Consider the following 20,196-nt stretch of genomic DNA (forward strand, 5'->3'; position numbering starts at 1 on the left):
AATGCTTTCCGTGTCTTAACTTACTCTTAAAAAACTCATCAACAAATAAACCTATATTAGGCACAAAAGTTTTTTAAGGAACAACTATTCAGTTGATTAGTTAAGAACTACCTCACTCATAAAGCACTCTCCTTATTTATGCTTAAATTATATAATAAAATTAACAATATTCTATATTATACCATATTTAAAAGTTCAGTGTAAAGTTAATTAAAGTTTGTCACTTGCAAGTGACTGGCACTCTTTTGTCCTTATTTAAATAGGGATTTGAATAGGCTCTTCTTTGGATTGATTTTGCTTAATACCTCTGATTTTATGTTTTTTACATTGGAATCCTCGCTGCTTAGTTCCAGCATTCGGTCGCAAATCACTAAAGCCTCTTGGTATAGTTCCTTATACATTAGTATTCTAAGCTTTAAAAGCAGTACATCTAGGTTGTTTCCATCTATTTTTAATGCATAGTTGCATTCCACTTCTGCTTCTTCTATGTGGTATAGCCTGTACAGTGCCCAGCCTTTATTTTGGTGGGGGACTATATAGTCTGGTTCCATATCTATGGCTTTATCACAATATTCAATGCACTCATGGAACCTTTGTAGATTGTATAAGCAGTAACTAACATTTACATAAACTCTGGATTGATTTGGGTCTAGTTCTAAGGATTTTTCATAGTATTTAAGAGCTTCATCATATTGTTCTATTTCACTTAGGGCATAGCCTGCGGAATAATAGTGATTTGCATCATTAGGTTCACAGTTAATTGCATTTTTATATTCATTAATAGCCTCTTCATATCTTTTGAAATTTTCCAGTATGGATGCCTTTAAGGAATAAAATCTGTCTGGAAGTTGAACTTTTAAGTTGATTGCTGAATCTATTACCTCTAGTGCCTCATTTTCTTTGGATAGATTTATAAGGCTATGAGCTTTATAAAAATATGCTCCTCCATAGTGAGGATCTTTGCTTAAGGTTATATCAAAGCATTCTATGGCCTCGCTATAGTCTTCCTTATCATAATATGAGCAGCCTTTAGTGTAATAAAACTCTACGTTGCTTTCATCCATCTCTATAGCCAGATTACAATTTTCTATAGCTTCATCATTTTTATCTAGATACATTAAAGCCCTTGCTTTTTCATAATATAATTTGCTGTCTATTAATCCTAAATCCCTTGTTCTGTTAAATACATTTAAAGCTTCATCATATAAATCTATATCAATAAAGGCCTGCATTTTAATCACATAAGCCTCTATGAAGTATTGATATCTTTTTACCGCCTCTTCGCAGGCATCCAAACAGTCCTCATAAAGACTCAAGCCTAAAAGCGATGCTGCCTTATTCTTAAATCCATGGGCATCGCTTTTATCTAAGCTTATGGATTTATTAGCACATTCCAAGCCTTCATTATATCTTTCTAGTTTATTGAGCACATAAGCTTTATTATTGTAGGCTATATGCATATCTTCATTAATGGCAATGGTTTTATCATATTGGATTAAAGCCTCTTCTTCTCTATCTAAATCATCTAAAATATCAGCCTTTAAAAGATTTAGCTTATAGTCATCTTTAAAGGTTTCTAACCCCTTGCAAACACTGTTATAGGCTAATTGATAATCCTTTTGCAGCATTAGCACTTGGCAATATAAATAGTGCATATCCTTGGTTATTTCAGTGCCTTCCATCAAATCTTTTAATAAATTATAGCTTTCTTCTAGTTTATCTGTCTTAAAATAAGCCTCTGCCAGCTTATATTTAACATTATTATCATATGAATCTTTAGCCATAGCTTCTATAAGATTATCCTTATAAAAATTATAAGCAGAAGCTAAAAAAACTCTGGTATCTTGATTATATGGATACATAGCTTTAAGCTTTTCTAAATATTCTATAGCTTCTTGGTACTTGTTTAAAGATATGCAGCATCTCCCTATGGAATATAACGCTCCCACATAGACAGGATCAATGCTAAGCACTACTTTATAATCATCATAGGAGTCCTTTAGCTTTCCAACTCTTGAGTATAGCTCTCCTCTATAGTAATAGGCATCTATAGCTTCCCTACGAGTGTTAATCAAATTAGTAAATAAGGATTCAGCTTCCTCTAGGTTCCCATTAATCATATAATATCTACCAATCAATAATTTTAAGTCTGGATGATCAGGGCATATAGCTTTAGCTTCTTTCATAGCAGCACTTGCAGTATAAAAGTCCAGATCATCTACAGCGGTATTCAGTCTTCTAAATTCTTTAATAAATAAGTCCTGCTCATTATCTTTACACTGCTTTAAAAATTCATAATCAAAGGTGCTTGTAGTTGTAATTTTATAAATTACAAAATCAATAAAGCCTTTGGGAAAGCTCTCATATAATTTATCCTTTTTAGTGCTCCAGGAAAAATACTCATTAAACAACCTCCAAACTTCTGAAGGAAAATTGTAGTTATCCATGATAAAGGTTAGAATTCTATCACTTACCTCTTTAGAGTCGTCTATGTTATAGCATATATCTTGTTCTAATAGCTCTTTCCAATAACTAAAGCTTACTCTCTTCTCATAATCCTTGTAAATACCTTCAAAGGACTCCATAAATTCATCTATGGGAGATAATTTTTTTATAGTTTGTTCTTCCTCTTCATTGGCTTTTAAGAGGGCTTCTTCATAGGCAGCCCTTAATCTCTGGAACCCTTCCGGATCATTTTCCGGAGAAAATTTAGTTAAAAGCTTAGAATAAGCCCTTCTTATAGCTTTTACATCCTTTGTTGGAGAAATACCTAAAATTTCAAAACAATTCATTAGAAGTCCTCCCTATTATCTATAGTATTAAATACTTCTTTAAGCTTATTTCTTGTATCTTGAATCTCTCTTAAATCCTGTTTTTCAAGTACATCTTCAAATTCACTAATCAGTCTTGCAATCTCATGCCTGATGGGTCCTAAGTTTTCTTGATACAACCTCTCCCCTCTAGCAATGAGAAGTTTGTTTTCATGATTCTCCCTAGGATGTATTTTTAGATAAGATAAACTTTTCATACGTTTTGATATTTCCTCTTTGGACATATGTCCAGCATTCTTTTCTATAATAATACTGCGTTTTGCCCCAGTAGATACCACTGTTACTTCCACTTCTAAAATTCCATTTATATCATAGGTATATCTTATATCCACAGCTTCTTCCCCTGACGCCGCTGGAGGCACTGGCACATTTAATTCACCAAGATAAATATTGTCTTTGGATAGCCTTGATTCTCCTTGCAATATTTCTACGTTAATTACTTTTTGATTGTCATATATGGTATAAAGTCTCTCTACCTTGCTCACTGGTATGGTGGTGTTTCTCTCAATGATTGGGAAAAAGTGTCCTGATTCATAGTGACCATAGGCCTTCTTCACAGATACAGTAGTCCCAAGGGTATATGGACATACGTCTGTGAGTATAATCTCTTTAAAAGCAGCATTTTTCCCCATTAAGGCAGCTTGCACCGCAGCCCCAAGAGCCACCACTTCATCAGGATTAATATTCACATAAGCAAACTTCCCAAATAGCTTGCTTACAAAATGCCTAATTAATGGGAGCTTATTAGCTCCTCCTACCATCAATATAGCCTCTATTTCATTAAGCTTTAACTGAGAGTCGCTTAATGCTCTTTCTACTGGCTCTTTTAACCTATTCAATAACCCTTTTACAGCCTTCTCATACTCTTCTGCAGTTATATCATAGGATAATATTTCCCCATGGATAGCACACTTAAGGGTAGCAGCTTTATCTTCACTAAAAGACCTTTTGGAAAATTCAGCTTCCTTTCTTAACAATGAATAAGTGTTTTCATCTAAGGACTCCTTATTTAAACCATGATGCTTTAAAAACATATCAATTAAAACTTCTGTAAAGTCTTCTCCGCCTAAATAATTATCTCCAGCTACCGCTCTAACTTCCATAATGCCATCAAAGAACTCCAATATGGATACATCAAAGGTTCCTCCCCCTAAGTCAAATACTAAAATCTTAGTATCAGCATCGGTATTATGTATTCCATAAGCCAAAGCCGCTGCTGTGGGTTCAGTAACCAGCCTGTCCACCTTTAATCCTGCTAATTCACCAGCTCTTTTAGTAGCTTTTCTCTGAGCATCACTAAAATATGCCGGCACACTTACCACCGCTTCACTAATTGGAAGCCCTAAATAATGTTCCGCGTCTTCCTTCAAAGCCTTTAATACTAAAGCGGATAACTCTTCAGGTAAAAACTCTTTACCTCCAAGCTTATAAGTTTTTTTACTCCCCATAGCTCTTTTAAATACAGAAGCACTTAGTTCAGGATGAGTAATCTGCCTTTCCTTAGCTATTTTTCCTACCAAGATTTCTCCATTATCATCTATACTAACCACAGAAGGCGTGAGATGTTCTCCCAAAGAATTAGGAATAATCACCGGTCCTTCCTCTGTCCAATAGGCTATTAAACTATTAGTTGTTCCTAAATCTATTCCTATCCTAATCATTTTTTACTCCTTAAATTACTTAATAAAATTTCCTCAATACTTATATTATGGAAATATTATAATATAATGCTAACAAAATTCCAATAGCGTCAGATACCATTGCCAAGTGCCAGGCGCGTGACAAAGGACAAATTGTACTATAATGATAATGAAATTTTACAAAATTACTAAAGATGAATAAGGTGTTAATATATAATGTAATAAAAATGAAGCAGGGAAACTATTTACATAGCTTCCCCTTATAAATCTACTTACCCTACTAATATAAGCAAAGCCTTGCTAATATTACTTCATAATCTTTTCAATATCCTTCTCTATAAGCTTTAAAGAACCTCTCCAAAAGTCTATGGAATGGACATCTATATCTATTATTTTTGCTATATCCACAATATTATTTTTGCTTGTACAGCTTAGAAATTTATCATACTCTTTTGCAAAGGTTTGTCCTCTTTTTATATATTCAGCATAGAGACCTTTTGCAAATAAAACCCCAAAGGAATATGGAAAGTTCAGAAACTCATTACCTGCCATGAAGTATCCAACTTTATTCATCCACATATAGGGATGAATAGTTTCAGCATCAATGCTGTCACCATACGCCGCCTTCATGGAGGAAAGCATTAATTCATTAAGTTCCTCTATGGATAATGGTCCTGATCTCCTTCTTTCAAACAACTGAGTTTCAAATAAGTACCTGCCATAAAAATCTACAATATAATAAGCTGCATCTGAAATACTTCTCTCCAAAATTGTTAATGCTTCCTCACTGGGTAATATGCTTAATAGCTTATTATTTACTAAGGTTTCACAAAAAATAGAAGCTGTTTCTGCAATGGGTATAGGATATTCTGTATTCAAAATTTTTTCATTGAAAAGAGTAGAACTGTGATATCCGTGACCAATTTCATGAGCCAATATACTTACATCAATGTAGTTTCCATTAAAACTAGTACTTATCCTACTTTCCTTAATGGGGAAAAGATCTACTGATAAGCCAAAGTTTCCTTTACCCCTTCTTGGCTCTGCATCAATCCACCTATTTTCAAAGGCTTTCTTTGCAAAACCAGATAGATTTTCGTTAAAAGTTTCAAAGCTAGCTATAATGAAATTCTTAGCATCTTCATAACACAGCTTCAAATTGCTATTACCAATGGGGGCATAAATATCATAGAAAGGGAGCTTAGATTTATATCTTAAAACTTCAGCTTTTTTCAAATAATATTTACGAAACATTGGCAAGCTTTCTTTAATTGCAGAAATCAAGGCATTTAAGGTTTCAAAATCCATTCTTGAATCTATTAAAACTTTCTCCAAGGTTGATTTATATCCTCTCATTTCATAAATAGTAAGAGCTTCACCACTAATCCCATTTAAGCACTTACCACATATTTGTGATATACTTTTGCACAAATCCTTTTCTTTATAATAGGCTGCCTTTCTTAAATCCCCATCCTTTTCATATGCCATACCGGTAAGTTCAGCAAGGGTTAACTTTTCCTCAGAGTTATTAATTGTAATATCAATGGTAGTAGAGGCAATTAACTCCATATAAAGCTTTTCCCATGCTTTAGAGCCTGTATTTTGCATTTTAGAAGTAACTATTTCTTCCTTTTCACTTAACAAATATTTTGTTTTTAATAAAAGTTCTTTAAGATAAAATTTGTGTTCTGAAATATAAGTTGAAGCATCTATTATTTCATCCAAATTTCTAATGTTACTAAGCCACCTGCTAAACCTTACAAAAACTTCAGTAAAACCTAAATTTTCATTTTCAAGCTCATCTAAAACACATACTGCTTCCTGATTCTTAAAGTCCATATTCATAACTAAATAACTATAAGAATATAAACATGAATACAAACTTTTATATTCATTATTGAGTCTTAAAAACTCCTCTATTTTATATAAAGAATTTTTATTATCCTGAAAATTAGTTGCAGACCATTTGTTTATAGTTTCTATATAATTTTTTAGCTTATTTATATCACTTTTAAAATCTTAGATAAGGTTTACTTTAGAATCTTCATTTGATTACTACATATTTTTACCACTCCTAAAGATATTTTAGAGATATATTAATGGATTGTTTTTCAATTTAATACTTCATAAATGTACATAATTATATTTCATTAAAGTTAAGAATACCTACAGGTTTCTTAACTCTATATGGAAATTGTACAATACTTGTAAATATATTACTATATAATTCAAAATTAAAAAGTAGCTCCATGTGTAAATTAGGTGCTACTTTTTTATTTGTTTTATACTAAAAAATTTTAAATATATTAGATGCTGTTATTTTAATCCCATAAATAATATGCTTAATATAAGAACGAAAATTTAGTCAATATTAAGCAAAATAGATGTAAAATCTAATGAAATATTTAAATATTCAAATACTTAAAGAGGCTTACTTTCTTCCTGCTAGATAGTCTATAAGCAATATATAGTAATATTAGAGATGCAATAATATATAACAACTTTATAGTTACCCTCTCTCCCTCTAAATAGTCATAATAATGATAAAGATGTCCTAAAATTCCCATTCTTTGAGTTACCTTGCATCTCCATAAGGATTCTTCTACTAAATAATAAGATGAGATAATTATCATGCTAATGGGTATATTCCTTATAAGAAACAGTATCACTAAGCTTAATGAAATTATAAAAATATTTGTGGTAAAGGAATAAAACAAAATTTCCGTCAGTCTAATAATTTCCACGTTAGGAGGCAATATTTTTTTATAAAGGGTGTATATATTAATAAAAGATACTAAGTATAAAAAAGCATATACTATTAAGGTTGTATACAACTTTCTATACATAAATTTATTTATTTTACTTCCTCCAACTGCTAAGGATATATCCTCCATACTGTTAGTAAAGTCAGACCCTAAGAAAAAATATATTATTATAATAAAAAATAACAAAAGATAAACATCACAAAAAGTAAATAATCCAGTAGGTATTATTTCTATATCATTTAGTATAGTGGCTTGTTGTTCATTTATATTTAGCACTATTTTAGGATTAAACCTTACTAGTGCATTTATTATGAGGACAAAAGCACTTACATAATATAATAAATTTTCAGTGAGTAAATTGTTTAGGATTTTCAAATAAGCCTTAATCATAGTTATAAATCTTATTATCATTAATCTTATTATAAGCTATGTATGCTTCTTGAAGATTTGGAGTAATTTTTTGTGAGTTATCCGTTAAAGGGGTTTTACTTATGTATTTAACATGTGCAAAATTATCCTTCCTTTGATTTAAAATAATTTTACTATTAGATGAAATTTTATTAAACATTTCTGCATCAACATCTGCTTCCCATAACATTCCATCTATTTCATTAATGAAATTTTCCTTGGTTCCCTTATATATTAGCCGGCCTTCCTTTATCACCAGCAAATAATCACAATAGTATTCTATATCTTCAACTATATGAGTAGTAATAAGCACTATCCTATCCTTACTTATTATAGGCAAAAGCTCTCTTATATAGTTTCTTTGCTCCGGGTCAAGGCCTACAGTTGGCTCGTCCACAACAATTAAACTAGGATTTCCTATTATAACTTGAGCAAAACCTAGTTTTTGCTTCATTCCTCCTGAATATTGTTTTATTTTTTTATCAATATAAGCACTCATATCTAGTTCATTAATAATTTTATCAATATGATTAGAAATTTCCTGATTATCATATTTTAACTTTAGGCTGGCTATAATCTCTAAGAATTCTCTCCCCTTCAAATTGCCATATACACTAAATTCCTGCGGTAAATATCCCATTCTCTTTCTTATTTCTTTTAAATCTTTTTTATAGTCTAAATTACTTAAAAAGATGTCTCCCTTTTGAATATCAAATAAAGTTGTTATTAATTTAATAGTAGTACTCTTTCCCGCTCCATTAGGCCCTAAAATCCCCACTACTCCATTGCTAACCTCAAAGGAAATATCTTTAAGGGCTTGAAATCTTCCATAATTAAAGTCTAAATTATTCACCTTTAAAACATTCATTATTATTACTCCCTTTTATATAGCCTGTAATTAGTACCCTCCATAATAATATGCCTTTTCATAATTTTCCTTCATTTTTTTACCTCCTGGAATAAAGGTTCCCAAAATAATTTTATCTCTTTTTTCACCCAGTTCTTTTTCCATCCTATTTATCATAATGTCGCAGTATTCACTGTTATTGACATATTCCTCATTGCCTATAATAGTAATATCCTTATACATAACTTCTTGTAAATCTCCGCTAATTAGCAGGATTTCTTTATCTTTGCCAGAAAATTTATAGTTTTTCTCCTGGCTTGTTCCATCTAAATTTGAATATATTTTATTTTTTCCATCATATTTAATTTTCATATCATAAGTCTTTTGTAGACTATCGTTCAATTTAGGATACCATTCAAAAACATCACCTAAAAACACTCTATTATCACTTACATAAAACATTTTTTTTGATTGATCCCAAATTGTATTTACTTCACCCTGATATGCTACTTCAACATCTACAATATCTCCACTTTTATAGGCTTTAGGAAATTCAACTATAAAGCTATTAATGGTTCTCTTAAAATCTGTTTTCTTCCCATTAACCTTTATGGATGAAATATTTAACTTGTTGTATAAACCAAATTCCAATAAGTTCACATTGTCCTTATTTATAACAACTTTCATATTGCATACATTGTTTATTTTATTATCTATAGCAATATCCATGGAATATTTATCTACATAGTATCCACAATCATCATTGCTGAAAAAGGTACTGATGCTATTTTTTTTGTTATAAAACCCTACGTCCCTTTTAGAATAAATATCATAATAAGTAGTCTTTACTGAGATTACCTTACTAAAACAGTAAGCACAAATTAAAATAGATATACTAAATATAGCCCCAGATAATATCTTAAGCGTCTTTTTCTTCCATACGCCTTTTATCACAATTAAAACAATAAAATTTACTGCCATCAGTGCCCAAAATACATTGTGGTATAAGTAGCTTCTTTCATAAGTATTTACATAAAAAACACTTGTTACTACATTAAAATTAATTAAAGGAAACAAACCTATAGGTTCCTTATAAAAGTTGCTAAGCAAGACAAAAGAACCTACAGCTAATATGTAGCTTATTACATCTCCAACATACCTGCTAATAAATGAACCTATAAATAATCCTAAACTGCTACACATCAACAGTAAAATGATAGTATTTGTAATATAAAAAATACTGTTCCTAATAAAATACTGTAGAGATACCTTACATAATAAAGCAATCACTGTAAATATAACTATACTAATAAAAAAGATGATAAAGTTAATTAATGAACTTATTAAAAGCTTACTTACTAGAAACTCTTTAAAAGAAATATCCATACTTTTAAAAATATCATTTTCATTTTTCCCTATTTTGATGCCAATAAAGAGTATAGGTATCATCAGTAAATTTAATGGCAGCCAAGAATCTTTTTGAAATCCTATTAAAGTTAAATATGAACCTCCTCGAGAAGTCATATTACCAATAACCTGTTGTATTCCAAATATGTATAAAATACCCATTATCCAAAATAAAGGGCTTCTTTTTAAGTCAAGCATTTCATATTTAATTAATGATTTTATTTTATTCATATTGACCTTCTATTCTAAGTTTAAATTGATCACCATTACTGCAATCAGTTTAATTCTCAATATAACGCATAAGCGTGATTTTATATATTAAAGAAACTTGTTTATATTCAATGATAGCATTCAATAATAATAAAAAATGTATAATTATGGTGATAAAACCAAAAACATTTCGACACTTTTTTCACTATGGTGCCAGTCACGTGACAAATGATAAAAAAGAAACAGCCTTGTCTGGCTGTTCTTGTATCAAGGTAATCTATTTTATTAAATTTATATATAAGTCTAGAATCTTATTTAATTCTTCTATAACTAATTCTAAGAAATCTTTGTTACTTCCGGTAGTATGAGCCTTATCTAAGGCATTGTAATATTTGTGCCTATTTTCGTTTCTAATTACTATGGGAGGATACCCGTTTTTCATTAACTCTAGGTTTAGAAGCAATCTTGATGTCCTTCCATTTCCATCTACAAAAGGGTGTATACCTACAAATATTATATGCAGCATAGCCGCTTTTTCTACTGGATGAAGCTTTTCTGCATCACTATTATACCATTTAATTAAGTTTTCCATTTGTTCCTTTATTAAAAAGGGCTCTGGTGGTATATGGTTAGCTCCTGCAATTATAACCTGTTGATCTCTATAATTACCAGCATAATTATCATTTATTCCTTTCAAAACCAGCCTATGAATATTTTTTATTTGCCATTCAGTCAGCAGTTCATTATGCTTTACAATTTCTTCTACATATAAAATTGCATCTCTATGATTGATAACTTCTAAATGTTCCCTTAGGGTTTTGCCTCCAACGGTGATACCCTCTAGTACCACTTTTGTTTCCATTAAGGTAAGGGTATTTCCTTCTATAGCGTTTGAGTTATATGTCCACTCTAAAAGCAAATGCTCTCTTATACTTTTTTCAGTATACTCCGGTAAGGGTCTTTTTCTATCTAACAGTACTTTCTTTTTATCTACCTCTTCAAACATACCTTCACCCTTCTTGCTTATTCCTATATTAAAATTGTATAATACTCTCAACTAATTTACTATATAATTTTGTGCCATGTGTACACTCTCTATGCATTACTGGGTTTTTGCCTTTACCATTTTATAAGAACCTTTCATGAACATTGCCCTCATCACTTAAGGTTATATATTTTATTAAAGCTTCTTTCGTCACTAAAAAATTATAACTATATAAATAAATTTAATTTTAATGTTTCAACATTATGGAGACTCGGTCCAAAGTAAAATTTTAGTGGTAGCAATCTTTATAATCACTACCACTCTGCATATTCAATATATCCTCATTCTCAGTACTTTCAAACCTCTTATTAATATCCTTTATTCATGGACTGTAACGTTATCATAGCATCACTATATATTTCTTTGTTAATATTTTTCTCCATTAATTCAATAAATTTATTAAAGCCAACTAAATGTCTATGTAGTTTTATGCTTGTACTACTAGTTATTAATTTTAACTCCAAAGATACCTTGTTAAATTTAACTTTGTTAATGTCTTTCCACAAAATTTCCTTAGGCTTACCTGTCATACTATAAAAAAGTATTCTCTCATCAGAAGCTACTATCTTTTGATTTCGAGATACTAAAATAAGCGGAAAACATAAAAAAATGAAAATTGAACTAATATGTTTTTCTCATTTCAATAAATTCAGTTTCTCCACCATTTACATTCCATACAAACTCGTCTGTTTTTTTAAAGTCTAATTTTTCATATACTCTAATTGCTCTCTTATTAAACTTAGCCACAAGCAATTTTATACTATTAAATTTATACTTTTCCCTTCCAAAATCTAGTATGGTTTTGACAGCTTCTGTTCCCATACCTTTTCCAGTTAAGCTTGGCCTCATTTGTACTCCCAATTCAAATTCATCTTCATCTATGCTGAAGCTGCAATTGCCTATTAACTGTTCTTTCTCATCATACATAGCTAATGACTCTTCATCATTATGTATGTTACTAGCCCATTGTTTTTTTGCTTCCGTTTTATCATTATCATAAAATGAATATATACCTTCATACTTCCATGTTGCAATATCTCTGGCATCTCTTTCCGTTGGTTTTCTAAAATCAATTTTCATAGGTTATAACCTCCTAGAACTATACTCAATATTATCTACAAGGATATTGTAGCATCCAAATTATTACCTTTAAACCTCATAAATAGTTCTTAATGGAAGTTGAGCATTTCTGCTGGTATTCCAATTGATTTGTTCTATTTTAGTATCATATCATTTTGGGTTTCATCTTTATTAGCAACAAAGCCCATGTTATTATACAAATTTATAGCATGGTCGTTACACTCATCAGCCATAAGGAATGCCCTTTTAGCTCCATGAGACTTGCCATAGGATAATGCTTGAGTTAGCAATTTCTTTGCTATCCCTCTTCTCTGATATTCTGGACGTACTGCTATCTCACGCACCCATAATATTGCACCTTTTTCACTATCATGTGCGTAGGTTGTCACACAAACAATTCCTGCAATATTCCCATCTTCTCTGTGAAGCAAAATGGCACTACCTTTACAGTCAGAGGAAGTTAGACTTGGTTCTACTCCTTGGATCCATTGCTTCATCCATTCTTCTGTCTGTCCAGAAAATCCCCTGCTTTGATCTCTGCATGAGAGGGTTACTTCTGATGCTTCCTTACAATGACATTCTTCTAAAAACTCCATAGCTTCTTCACATTCAAAGCTTTTTGAAATATCATTATTAAAATAATCATTCCATACAGCATACATATGGAAATTATTATCTTTAAATTCGTTAATCCATTCTTCTGGAATAAAGGTTATGAGCCCTTTTTTATTTAATTTACTTATTTCCTGAAGCAAACTGAAAGCGCTATTAGCTACCCAATGAAACTCTTCTAGTTTTGCCTCTTTGTTATATCCAAATATCAATATTATTTCTTTATCCTTACAAATAACATCATAATCTAAAATATCCTCATATTCCGTATATTTTAAAGAAGAAAACTTGTAATTTTTCAACTGTTCTTTTATATTTTTAAAAACTTCTTCTTTCACAGTATCACCCTACTTCTACCTTATATAATTTATTCCCTTTATTAAGAAGTTTAATTATAGGAAAAAATGTCTATTTTGATTCATATTATTTTATTATCTCTAATGTACAAGCTTTAATACTGCTTGTATAGCCTCATCATCATTAAAATTTGTAGCCTTTACTGCAGACACCTTAATATCTGGTTCTGTCTTACTCTCAAAATTACAAGCTCCATCTGGAGCAATTCCCATTTCCTTGGTGAATCTAAAACAATATCCACTATTAGGAAGAGTGCATATTGCTGGATCACTCCCAATTCCATCTCCCCCGGTCCTCTCTCCAACTAAAGTAGCAAAGCCCGTGCTTTTAGCAAACACTGCAAAGGCTTCTGAGGAAGAAAAAACACTACCATCTATAAGTAAATAAATCTTTCCATTAAAGCCAACTGGACTATTAGGCTTCAAACTGTTTGTTACTTTAATATAGCATTTAAAACTCTCACTTACTTCTGGGGGTAAGTTTCTCAATTTTTCCGATTTAATACTCGAAATTGGTTGAAGCTCCTCATAACCTAATCCAGATATATACTTAACAAATTCCTCTGAGAAACTTCCCCCTGGATATGCTATATAATAACTGTAATCTAATGGTCTATTAATAAGAATAGGTACTATATGATCTGTCCAGTATGTGGTAGCCCCTCCTACATTTTCTCTTATGTCAATTATTAAAGATTTATAATCCTTGACATCCTGTAGGAAAGGTTTAATTGTTTTCATATCTTCATCAATATTAAACATATTAAATGACTGTATAGATAAGTAAGCAACCTTATTCTTTTCTAATATGCTTGTTTTAACATTCTGAGGAGTTATATTGTTTACTGAAGATTGAACTCCGTTTTCTATTCCTTGTATGGGTTTATATCTTTCCATTGCTTTTGGATTATTTAATTGTTTTAACCATGGTTGAAAAAACTTTGAATTTTCGCTATAAAGACTTTTGAGATACGAATAGTAGCTTTTATCTACCATAGAAGTATGTCCATTATTAAGCTCGAATAGAATAATATCCAAAGTATTAAAAAAACTCTCATCATCAGTAGTAGCTTTTATTCTATCAATATATTCATTCTTCTTAGATAACCAATCCACTCCATTTTGCCTTTTGTTTACTTCAAAGTATGGATAATTTTCTTTGAGTATTGTATACATGTATTCAAAATCATCTAATTTCTCTTTTTCAGTTAGTTCTTGGCTATTGGAAACTTCTTCATTAGATACTTTTTTATTATTATCCATACACCCAATAAAGCTGAATGTAACTATCATTAGTAAAGTAATTAGTATTGATTTTTTCATACCTTTACCCCCAAATATACTATTAAGAAACCTAATTAAATTAATCCTCAAGCTTATATCTATTTTTAAATTCACTTCTTGCAATATTAGTATACTTTTTGATAAACTCAGTTTTTGCTTCGGTATAGCCATCTCTGTTATGCTCATATTTATCCTTTAGGCCCATTTTTAGTTTTCCATATTCTTCAGCCACATCCTTATGCCACTGTATGTAATCTCTAAAATATAGTTCATTCCAATCTCCTAAATATCTAACATGAAGATGAAACACTTTTTCTTCAAAACCTTTTTCTGTATAGCCTTTCATAAACATCATGTGAGGCGCTGGGTTTTGGGGCTGCTTTTCAAAAATATATCCACTTTTCTCTAAAACACTTACTAGAAACTTCAAATTACAGTCTTCTGTTATTTCGAGTAATATATCTATTGTTGGCTTGGATATAAGTCCGTTAACAGAAGTGCTTCCTATGTGATTTATCCGTTTAATATGATTATTACCTATTATGGTCATAATCAGGTTTTTCTCTTGCAAATACCACTCTCTCCACATGGGATTATGTTTTTTCAGTATAATGGGAAACAACTGCCATAATTCTTCTAGTGACATTTCTGATAAACGCTTACTCATACTCCAATTCTCCTTTTACTAAGTATAATATAAATTGGCTTAATTTCATATTTTTACCACAGACTATTAATTACATTATATAGAAATTAAGAGATTTTTTCCACGGTTCTTTGAATAACAATATACCTTGTTGATAAATTCATTTTTAAGTCTTTCTAAATCTAAATTAAAAAAATGCCCAATTATTAAAATATCTAATAATAAGGCATTTTTAATATTATGAACTCAAGGATTTTTCTTTACTTATTATTCTTCTTATACTTTTTTCTGAAAGATAATATTCCTCAGCTAAATCCATAACCGTAACTCCACTAATATATTTATGGAAAATCTCCAAATCTCGTTTTTTAATGTTATCTCTTGTTCCATTCTTCTCACCCCAAGATTTTTCATTTCCATTTTTTCTTGGAATGTATAGATATTCCCCATCTACATATTCTTGAAGTAATTCTATTATTTCTTTTGGCAGCACATTTTGTGCTTTAATATATCCCACAGCTTTGCTCCTCCTTATAAAATATAAAAGGTTAAGCAAAGACTACTGATAGAGTTTTATTTTATATGAAATTTTTATAGCTCAAAACAAAGCATAGCTTATCTCTTTATAGCAGTCTTTGCTATGAGCATACATATATCTTTAATGTATATTTTTCCATAATAACCCTCCTTTTATAGGTAAATATAGGTGCCAGTCACATAACAAGTGACAAACTCAAATTTATGGAAGTTCATTACCCGCTGCCCTGTATATTTCATACCATTCCTGCCTTGTTAGTTCTACCTTGGAAGCTTGGCATATTTCTTTTAATCTCTTAGAGTTTGTAGTGCCTACTATAGGTTGAATTTTAGCAGGATGTCTTAGTATCCAAGCTATGGCAATGGCTGAGTTTGTTACTCCCTTAAGGGCTGCTATTTCATTTATCTTAGCATTTAGTTCTGGAAATTTATCATTATCTAAAAATACCCCTTCAAAAAATCCGTACTGGAATGGTGACCAAGCCTGTATGGTAATGTCCTTTAAGCGACAATATTCTAGAATACTTCCATCTCTATTATTTGAAGGTTCATTTTTCATATTTACATTTATCCCTGAATCAATTATGCCTGTATGCTTTATACCAAATTGAAGCTGATTGATGATAATTTTGTGTTTTAAATATTTATTAAGCAGTTCAATTTGCATAGAGTTTTCATTGCTTACTCCAAAATATCTAACCTTCCCACTGTCATGAAGCTTTGTAAATGCTTCTGCCACTTCCTCTGGTTCCATAAGTGTATCTGGACGGTGAAGCAGCAACACATCTATATAGTCTGTGTTCAAACGTTTCAAGCTACCATCCACTGAGCTTAAAATATGTTCCTTAGAAAAATCATAATAGCCCTTTCTTATGGCGCACTTGGTTTGAATAATAATCTTTTCCCTAATGCTTGGATTCATATCTATGGCATCAGCAAACACCTCTTCAGATCTGCCTCCACCATAAATATCAGCATGATCAAAAAAGTCGATTCCTTCTTCTAAAGCAGTATTAATAAGTATGGCTGCTTCATTCTTAGAAAGATTGTTTATTCTCATGCAACCTAGGGAAATTTCAGATGCAAGAACTTGTCCGTTACCAATATTAATTTTTTTCATATCTATCACCTTCCTAAATTAAATATTTTTTGTATTTAAACCTTTTAATAGAGCTATTAGAATTCTCAGATAGGAATTTCCCTTCTTTAAATGTAAATCCTGCCCTCTTCTGTATATTTAATCTTCTTCTATAATGATTAACATGTTGAAAAATTTCTTAATAATTTAATTTTCCTGAATTATAAGATTTTAGATACTTTCTTCTTATATCTAAATCCTATGCTAATTTTAAGAGCTTGTCCAATATAATTTAAGCAACTTGTATGGGAATACATCACTCTCCCTAAAGTTTAAAAGAACTAACAAATGTGGTAATAGTTTTAAATTCATCCATGCTAAAGCGGAAAACTTTTATATTCTTCAAATTTATTTATATTAATTATAATATAAGCTAAGGATACTTTACTATCCTTAGCTTATATGTAACTAATTAGTCTTTAACCCATTCCCCATCTTTCATATGTAAAATTCTTTTACAATAGCCTGCTACAAAACTGTTATGAGTTACTATTATTATTGTTTTTCCATGCTTTTCATTTAATTCTCTAAGTATTTTCATTATTTTTATATTGTTTTCTTCATCTAATGCTCCTGTAGGCTCATCAGCAAGAATTATTTCCGTTTCCTGCGTAAGAGCTCTAGCTATAGCTACCCTTTGCTGCTGACCTCCAGATAGTTCATCTACATATTTTTTTTCTAATTCTAATATATCAAGCTCTGCTAAATACTTCTTTGCTGCATTTAATTTATCTTTATATTTCATACTTCTAAACTTCAATGGTAACATAACATTTTCAAGCACTGTAAGTTCCTTAATAAGAGCAAAATTTTGAAAAATAAATGAAATTTTCATATTTCTAATTTCTGATAGACTGTTTATTTTTCTAAAATCTATTAAGTTTCCATCAATGAAATATTCACCTTTACTAGGAGAATCTATACATCCTAAAATGTTTAACAATGTACTTTTACCACAACCAGAAGGACCCATTATAGCGATTAATTCTCCTTTTTCTACTTGAAAATCAATACTTCTAAGTGCTTTAACCTCATTATTATCTTTACCATAGTTTTTGTATATATTATTTAATGCTAAGATACTCATTCTTTGAATCCACCTACCATTTCTTTAGGACTTAATCTGTTAACTTTATTAAATCCAATTAATAAAACAGTCATAACTATTACAATTATTACCCCCATTGCAATATATAGATTTAAAAGTAAATCTTCATTTATGAAGAATGCATATATTTCTTTACAATTCTTTAAGTAAAACAAACTTCCTACAATTATTCCCAAAGCTACATAGGTTAGAAACTCAATAGATAACATTTTAAAAATTTTCTTTTTACTTATTCCAACAGAAAATAATATACCTATTCTATCCTTGTCACTTAATATTTTATAGAAAATAGTTGTAACTATGGAGGCTGTACCTATTAAGCTAACTATCAATATTCTTATTGTTTCAAATATTCTTTTGGATCTTAATTCTTCTAAAAATTCATCTAAATCATTATAAAAACTTTTAATTACTATATTAGGTGATACCTCTTTCACCCCATTTATTAGCTTATCAATATCTTCAACCTGAGATTTATTTAAATATATACTTATAGGTTCATAGCCAAAATTCTCTATATATTTATTTTTATCTAAAGGAATAACAAAACAGTCATTAAGTAAAAATGAACTGTCAACAACATTTGTATAGTCAAAAGCTAGAATGTCTCTCTTAAAAAATCCCTTTATTACATATTCTTTACCTTCATATTGGAATCTATCTCCTACCTCTGCCTTGTTTGAAAAGCTACTTCCAAGTATTACTGGAATGCTACGTTGATCCTCTTTCCAGTCATCCTTAGTTATCTCCCCCTTAAGCTGACTCATATAATTATTAACCATATTCCAGCTCATATATATTGGGTAAAGTTCATCGTATCTTTCCTTAGTTCTATTAAATTTAGGCTTAATATTTTTTATCTTTATTCCTAATACTTCTGAAGGTATATATTTATTCTCCTCTCTTTTTAGCATTCCATATTTATAATTATTCTTTTCCAAATAATCTAAAGAACTCTTTAATTCCTTTAAGTTACTCTCTTCCATTTCTCCTGCATTATCTTTTAACATCATTTTATAAAACACCATTAATTGGCCATTATCCATGGGAAGGGATCTATTATAACGTTTTCTATAAGAATCATCAAATTTTATTAGAGAAACTAAAGCCGCAACATAAAACAACCACAAAGCAATCTGAATTATTATTAATACATTTAATAATTTACTTCTTTTAAAATCAAAAAATAAAAATCTATCTTTCATAAAATATTACCTTATTTCCTTTAATATTTTAAAGTTAATAACTCTAAACAGTATAATTAATGATACAATTACTGATATTAGATATACTAATGAACAGGTTATTAATATGTTATAAATATCCAAATCCCCATAACTATTAGGAAATCCTTTATTCATAAGAACTATAGTGAATTTTGATAGTACTAATCCAATGATTATTCCTAAAGTGGAGATAACTAATACCTTCCCTAATATATTACCAAAAACATGTCTGTTCTTAGCACCTAAAACTTTCATTATGGCAATTTTTCTTTTTATACCATAAGCAAAGAAAAATGAAAAAAGTACTAAATTTACCGCTCCCAAAGCTAATCCATAGAAGTTTTCCTTTAGCTGTGGTACTTTCTTAAATACATAATTAAGAACAGATTCCTGAGGAATTTCACTAATTCTAGTTTTCAATTCATCATTGCTTAGTTTTTCTAAATTGTTTATTTCATCTACAGCCACTAATTGATTAAATGTATCATATTTGTTATTTATAAAATAAAAAGAGTTAATAGGGATTATACTTTCATACTTAAAAAACTCAGAATTATTCAAAACTCCTATAACCTCATAATATTCATTAAAAACTTTTATGTAATGTTTACCATTCTGTAAATTAGTATACTTTTTTAATCCGCTTCCTATTATAGCAAGTTTTCCTTTTCCATTAGCTTCTTCTGTGGTAAAGTTTCTACCTTCTATTTCACCATACCTTTCAATATTAAATCCACCTAATATACCCATAATACGATTAGAGATAAACTTATCTCCAATCTCAATGGTAGTTGCTATTTTAGGTGTTAAGTTATTGTCCATTCCTTCCTTCTTAAAAAGAGTAATTGCTTCTGATAATTCCATACTCTTATCCTTTACATTGATACTGGCTATCTTATAATCCTTATAAAATTTATTTTGTTCAACTATTTCACTATAATATCTATAGGTAGAACTTATTATAATACTAAATGAAAAAGCTGATATAACAAATCCTATAACTAAAAAAATTTCTGTACTATTAACTTTAAAAAATCTTCTCATACATTCTCCTAA

General features: G+C 30.1%; 15 protein-coding genes. All 15 read right to left on the minus strand.

Translation table 11 applies throughout. The features are described 5' to 3' along the window. Window positions 1-251: 251 nt before the first annotated feature. Entirely contained in the window at window positions 252-2,792 is a 2,541-nt protein-coding gene (locus BUA82_RS06535; RefSeq protein WP_073005834.1) for a J domain-containing protein, read from the minus strand. Beyond that, on the minus strand, window positions 2,792-4,492 hold the full coding sequence (locus BUA82_RS06540) for a molecular chaperone HscC (protein ID WP_073005837.1): 1,701 nt from the start codon (window positions 4,490-4,492) through the stop codon (window positions 2,792-2,794). The genes BUA82_RS06535 and BUA82_RS06540 overlap by 1 nt, the downstream gene beginning before the upstream one ends. 285 nt (window positions 4,493-4,777) lie before the next feature. Next, entirely contained in the window at window positions 4,778-6,310 is a 1,533-nt protein-coding gene (locus BUA82_RS06545) for a M3 family oligoendopeptidase (RefSeq protein WP_242948931.1), read from the minus strand. A 1,308-nt stretch (window positions 6,311-7,618) separates the two neighbouring features. Further along, window positions 7,619-8,512 (minus strand): ABC transporter ATP-binding protein, encoded by an 894-nt coding sequence (locus tag BUA82_RS06555; RefSeq protein ID WP_083599815.1) that lies wholly within the window; start codon window positions 8,510-8,512, stop codon window positions 7,619-7,621. A 30-nt stretch (window positions 8,513-8,542) separates the two neighbouring features. Next, complete coding sequence (locus BUA82_RS06560) at window positions 8,543-10,129, minus strand: M1 aminopeptidase family protein (RefSeq protein WP_073005843.1); 1,587 nt, start codon at window positions 10,127-10,129, stop codon at window positions 8,543-8,545. A 256-nt stretch (window positions 10,130-10,385) separates the two neighbouring features. Then, entirely contained in the window at window positions 10,386-11,114 is a 729-nt protein-coding gene (locus BUA82_RS06565) for a Fic family protein (RefSeq protein ID WP_073005844.1), read from the minus strand. A gap of 660 nt (window positions 11,115-11,774) precedes the next feature. Continuing rightward, window positions 11,775-12,233 carry a GNAT family N-acetyltransferase gene (locus tag BUA82_RS06575; RefSeq protein ID WP_073005846.1) on the minus strand — a complete coding sequence of 153 codons (459 nt, stop codon included), beginning with the start codon at window positions 12,231-12,233 and terminating at the stop codon, window positions 11,775-11,777. 134 nt (window positions 12,234-12,367) lie between these two features. After that, window positions 12,368-13,183: a GNAT family N-acetyltransferase gene (locus BUA82_RS06580; RefSeq protein ID WP_073005847.1), complete on the minus strand. Its 816-nt coding sequence runs from the start codon at window positions 13,181-13,183 to the stop codon at window positions 12,368-12,370. A gap of 99 nt (window positions 13,184-13,282) precedes the next feature. Then, window positions 13,283-14,524 carry a S41 family peptidase gene (locus BUA82_RS06585; RefSeq protein ID WP_073005848.1) on the minus strand — a complete coding sequence of 414 codons (1,242 nt, stop codon included), beginning with the start codon at window positions 14,522-14,524 and terminating at the stop codon, window positions 13,283-13,285. A gap of 40 nt (window positions 14,525-14,564) precedes the next feature. Continuing rightward, entirely contained in the window at window positions 14,565-15,152 is a 588-nt protein-coding gene (locus BUA82_RS06590; protein WP_073005849.1) for a GrpB family protein, read from the minus strand. A gap of 217 nt (window positions 15,153-15,369) precedes the next feature. After that, window positions 15,370-15,648, minus strand: a complete 279-nt coding sequence (locus BUA82_RS06595) for a CD3324 family protein (protein ID WP_073005850.1) — start codon at window positions 15,646-15,648, stop codon at window positions 15,370-15,372. A gap of 222 nt (window positions 15,649-15,870) precedes the next feature. After that, on the minus strand, window positions 15,871-16,788 hold the full coding sequence (locus BUA82_RS06600; protein ID WP_073005851.1) for an aldo/keto reductase: 918 nt from the start codon (window positions 16,786-16,788) through the stop codon (window positions 15,871-15,873). Window positions 16,789-17,218: 430 nt separating this feature from the next. Then, the gene (locus tag BUA82_RS06605; RefSeq protein ID WP_073005853.1) at window positions 17,219-17,893 is read right to left on the minus strand and encodes an ABC transporter ATP-binding protein; all 675 of its coding nucleotides are present in this window, start codon (window positions 17,891-17,893) and stop codon (window positions 17,219-17,221) included. Beyond that, the gene (locus BUA82_RS06610; RefSeq protein WP_073005855.1) at window positions 17,890-19,119 is read right to left on the minus strand and encodes an ABC transporter permease; all 1,230 of its coding nucleotides are present in this window, start codon (window positions 19,117-19,119) and stop codon (window positions 17,890-17,892) included. Before BUA82_RS06610 ends, BUA82_RS06605 begins: the two co-directional genes overlap by 4 nt. A 6-nt stretch (window positions 19,120-19,125) precedes the next feature. Then, entirely contained in the window at window positions 19,126-20,184 is a 1,059-nt protein-coding gene (locus BUA82_RS06615; protein ID WP_073005857.1) for an FtsX-like permease family protein, read from the minus strand. Window positions 20,185-20,196 lie beyond the last annotated feature (12 nt).

The sequence above is a fragment of the Clostridium amylolyticum genome, from assembly GCF_900142075.1.
Taxonomy (GTDB): Bacteria; Bacillota; Clostridia; order Clostridiales; family Clostridiaceae; genus Clostridium_AA; species Clostridium_AA amylolyticum.

Coding starts and splice junctions, on each gene's coding strand:
- BUA82_RS06615 (WP_073005857.1), bottom strand. CDS start 20,184: ATGAGAAGATTTTTTAAAGTTAATAGTACAGAAATTTTTTTAGTTATA.
- BUA82_RS06605 (WP_073005853.1), bottom strand. CDS start 17,893: ATGAGTATCTTAGCATTAAATAATATATACAAAAACTATGGTAAAGAT.
- BUA82_RS06555 (WP_083599815.1), bottom strand. CDS start 8,512: ATGAATGTTTTAAAGGTGAATAATTTAGACTTTAATTATGGAAGATTT.
- BUA82_RS06560 (WP_073005843.1), bottom strand. CDS start 10,129: ATGAATAAAATAAAATCATTAATTAAATATGAAATGCTTGACTTAAAA.
- BUA82_RS06600 (WP_073005851.1), bottom strand. CDS start 16,788: ATGAAAAAAATTAATATTGGTAACGGACAAGTTCTTGCATCTGAAATT.
- BUA82_RS06610 (WP_073005855.1), bottom strand. CDS start 19,119: ATGAAAGATAGATTTTTATTTTTTGATTTTAAAAGAAGTAAATTATTA.
- BUA82_RS06575 (WP_073005846.1), bottom strand. CDS start 12,233: ATGAAAATTGATTTTAGAAAACCAACGGAAAGAGATGCCAGAGATATT.
- BUA82_RS06535 (WP_073005834.1), bottom strand. CDS start 2,792: ATGAATTGTTTTGAAATTTTAGGTATTTCTCCAACAAAGGATGTAAAA.
- BUA82_RS06565 (WP_073005844.1), bottom strand. CDS start 11,114: ATGTTTGAAGAGGTAGATAAAAAGAAAGTACTGTTAGATAGAAAAAGA.
- BUA82_RS06545 (WP_242948931.1), bottom strand. CDS start 6,310: ATGGACTTTAAGAATCAGGAAGCAGTATGTGTTTTAGATGAGCTTGAA.
- BUA82_RS06585 (WP_073005848.1), bottom strand. CDS start 14,524: ATGAAAAAATCAATACTAATTACTTTACTAATGATAGTTACATTCAGC.
- BUA82_RS06590 (WP_073005849.1), bottom strand. CDS start 15,152: ATGAGTAAGCGTTTATCAGAAATGTCACTAGAAGAATTATGGCAGTTG.
- BUA82_RS06540 (WP_073005837.1), bottom strand. CDS start 4,492: ATGATTAGGATAGGAATAGATTTAGGAACAACTAATAGTTTAATAGCC.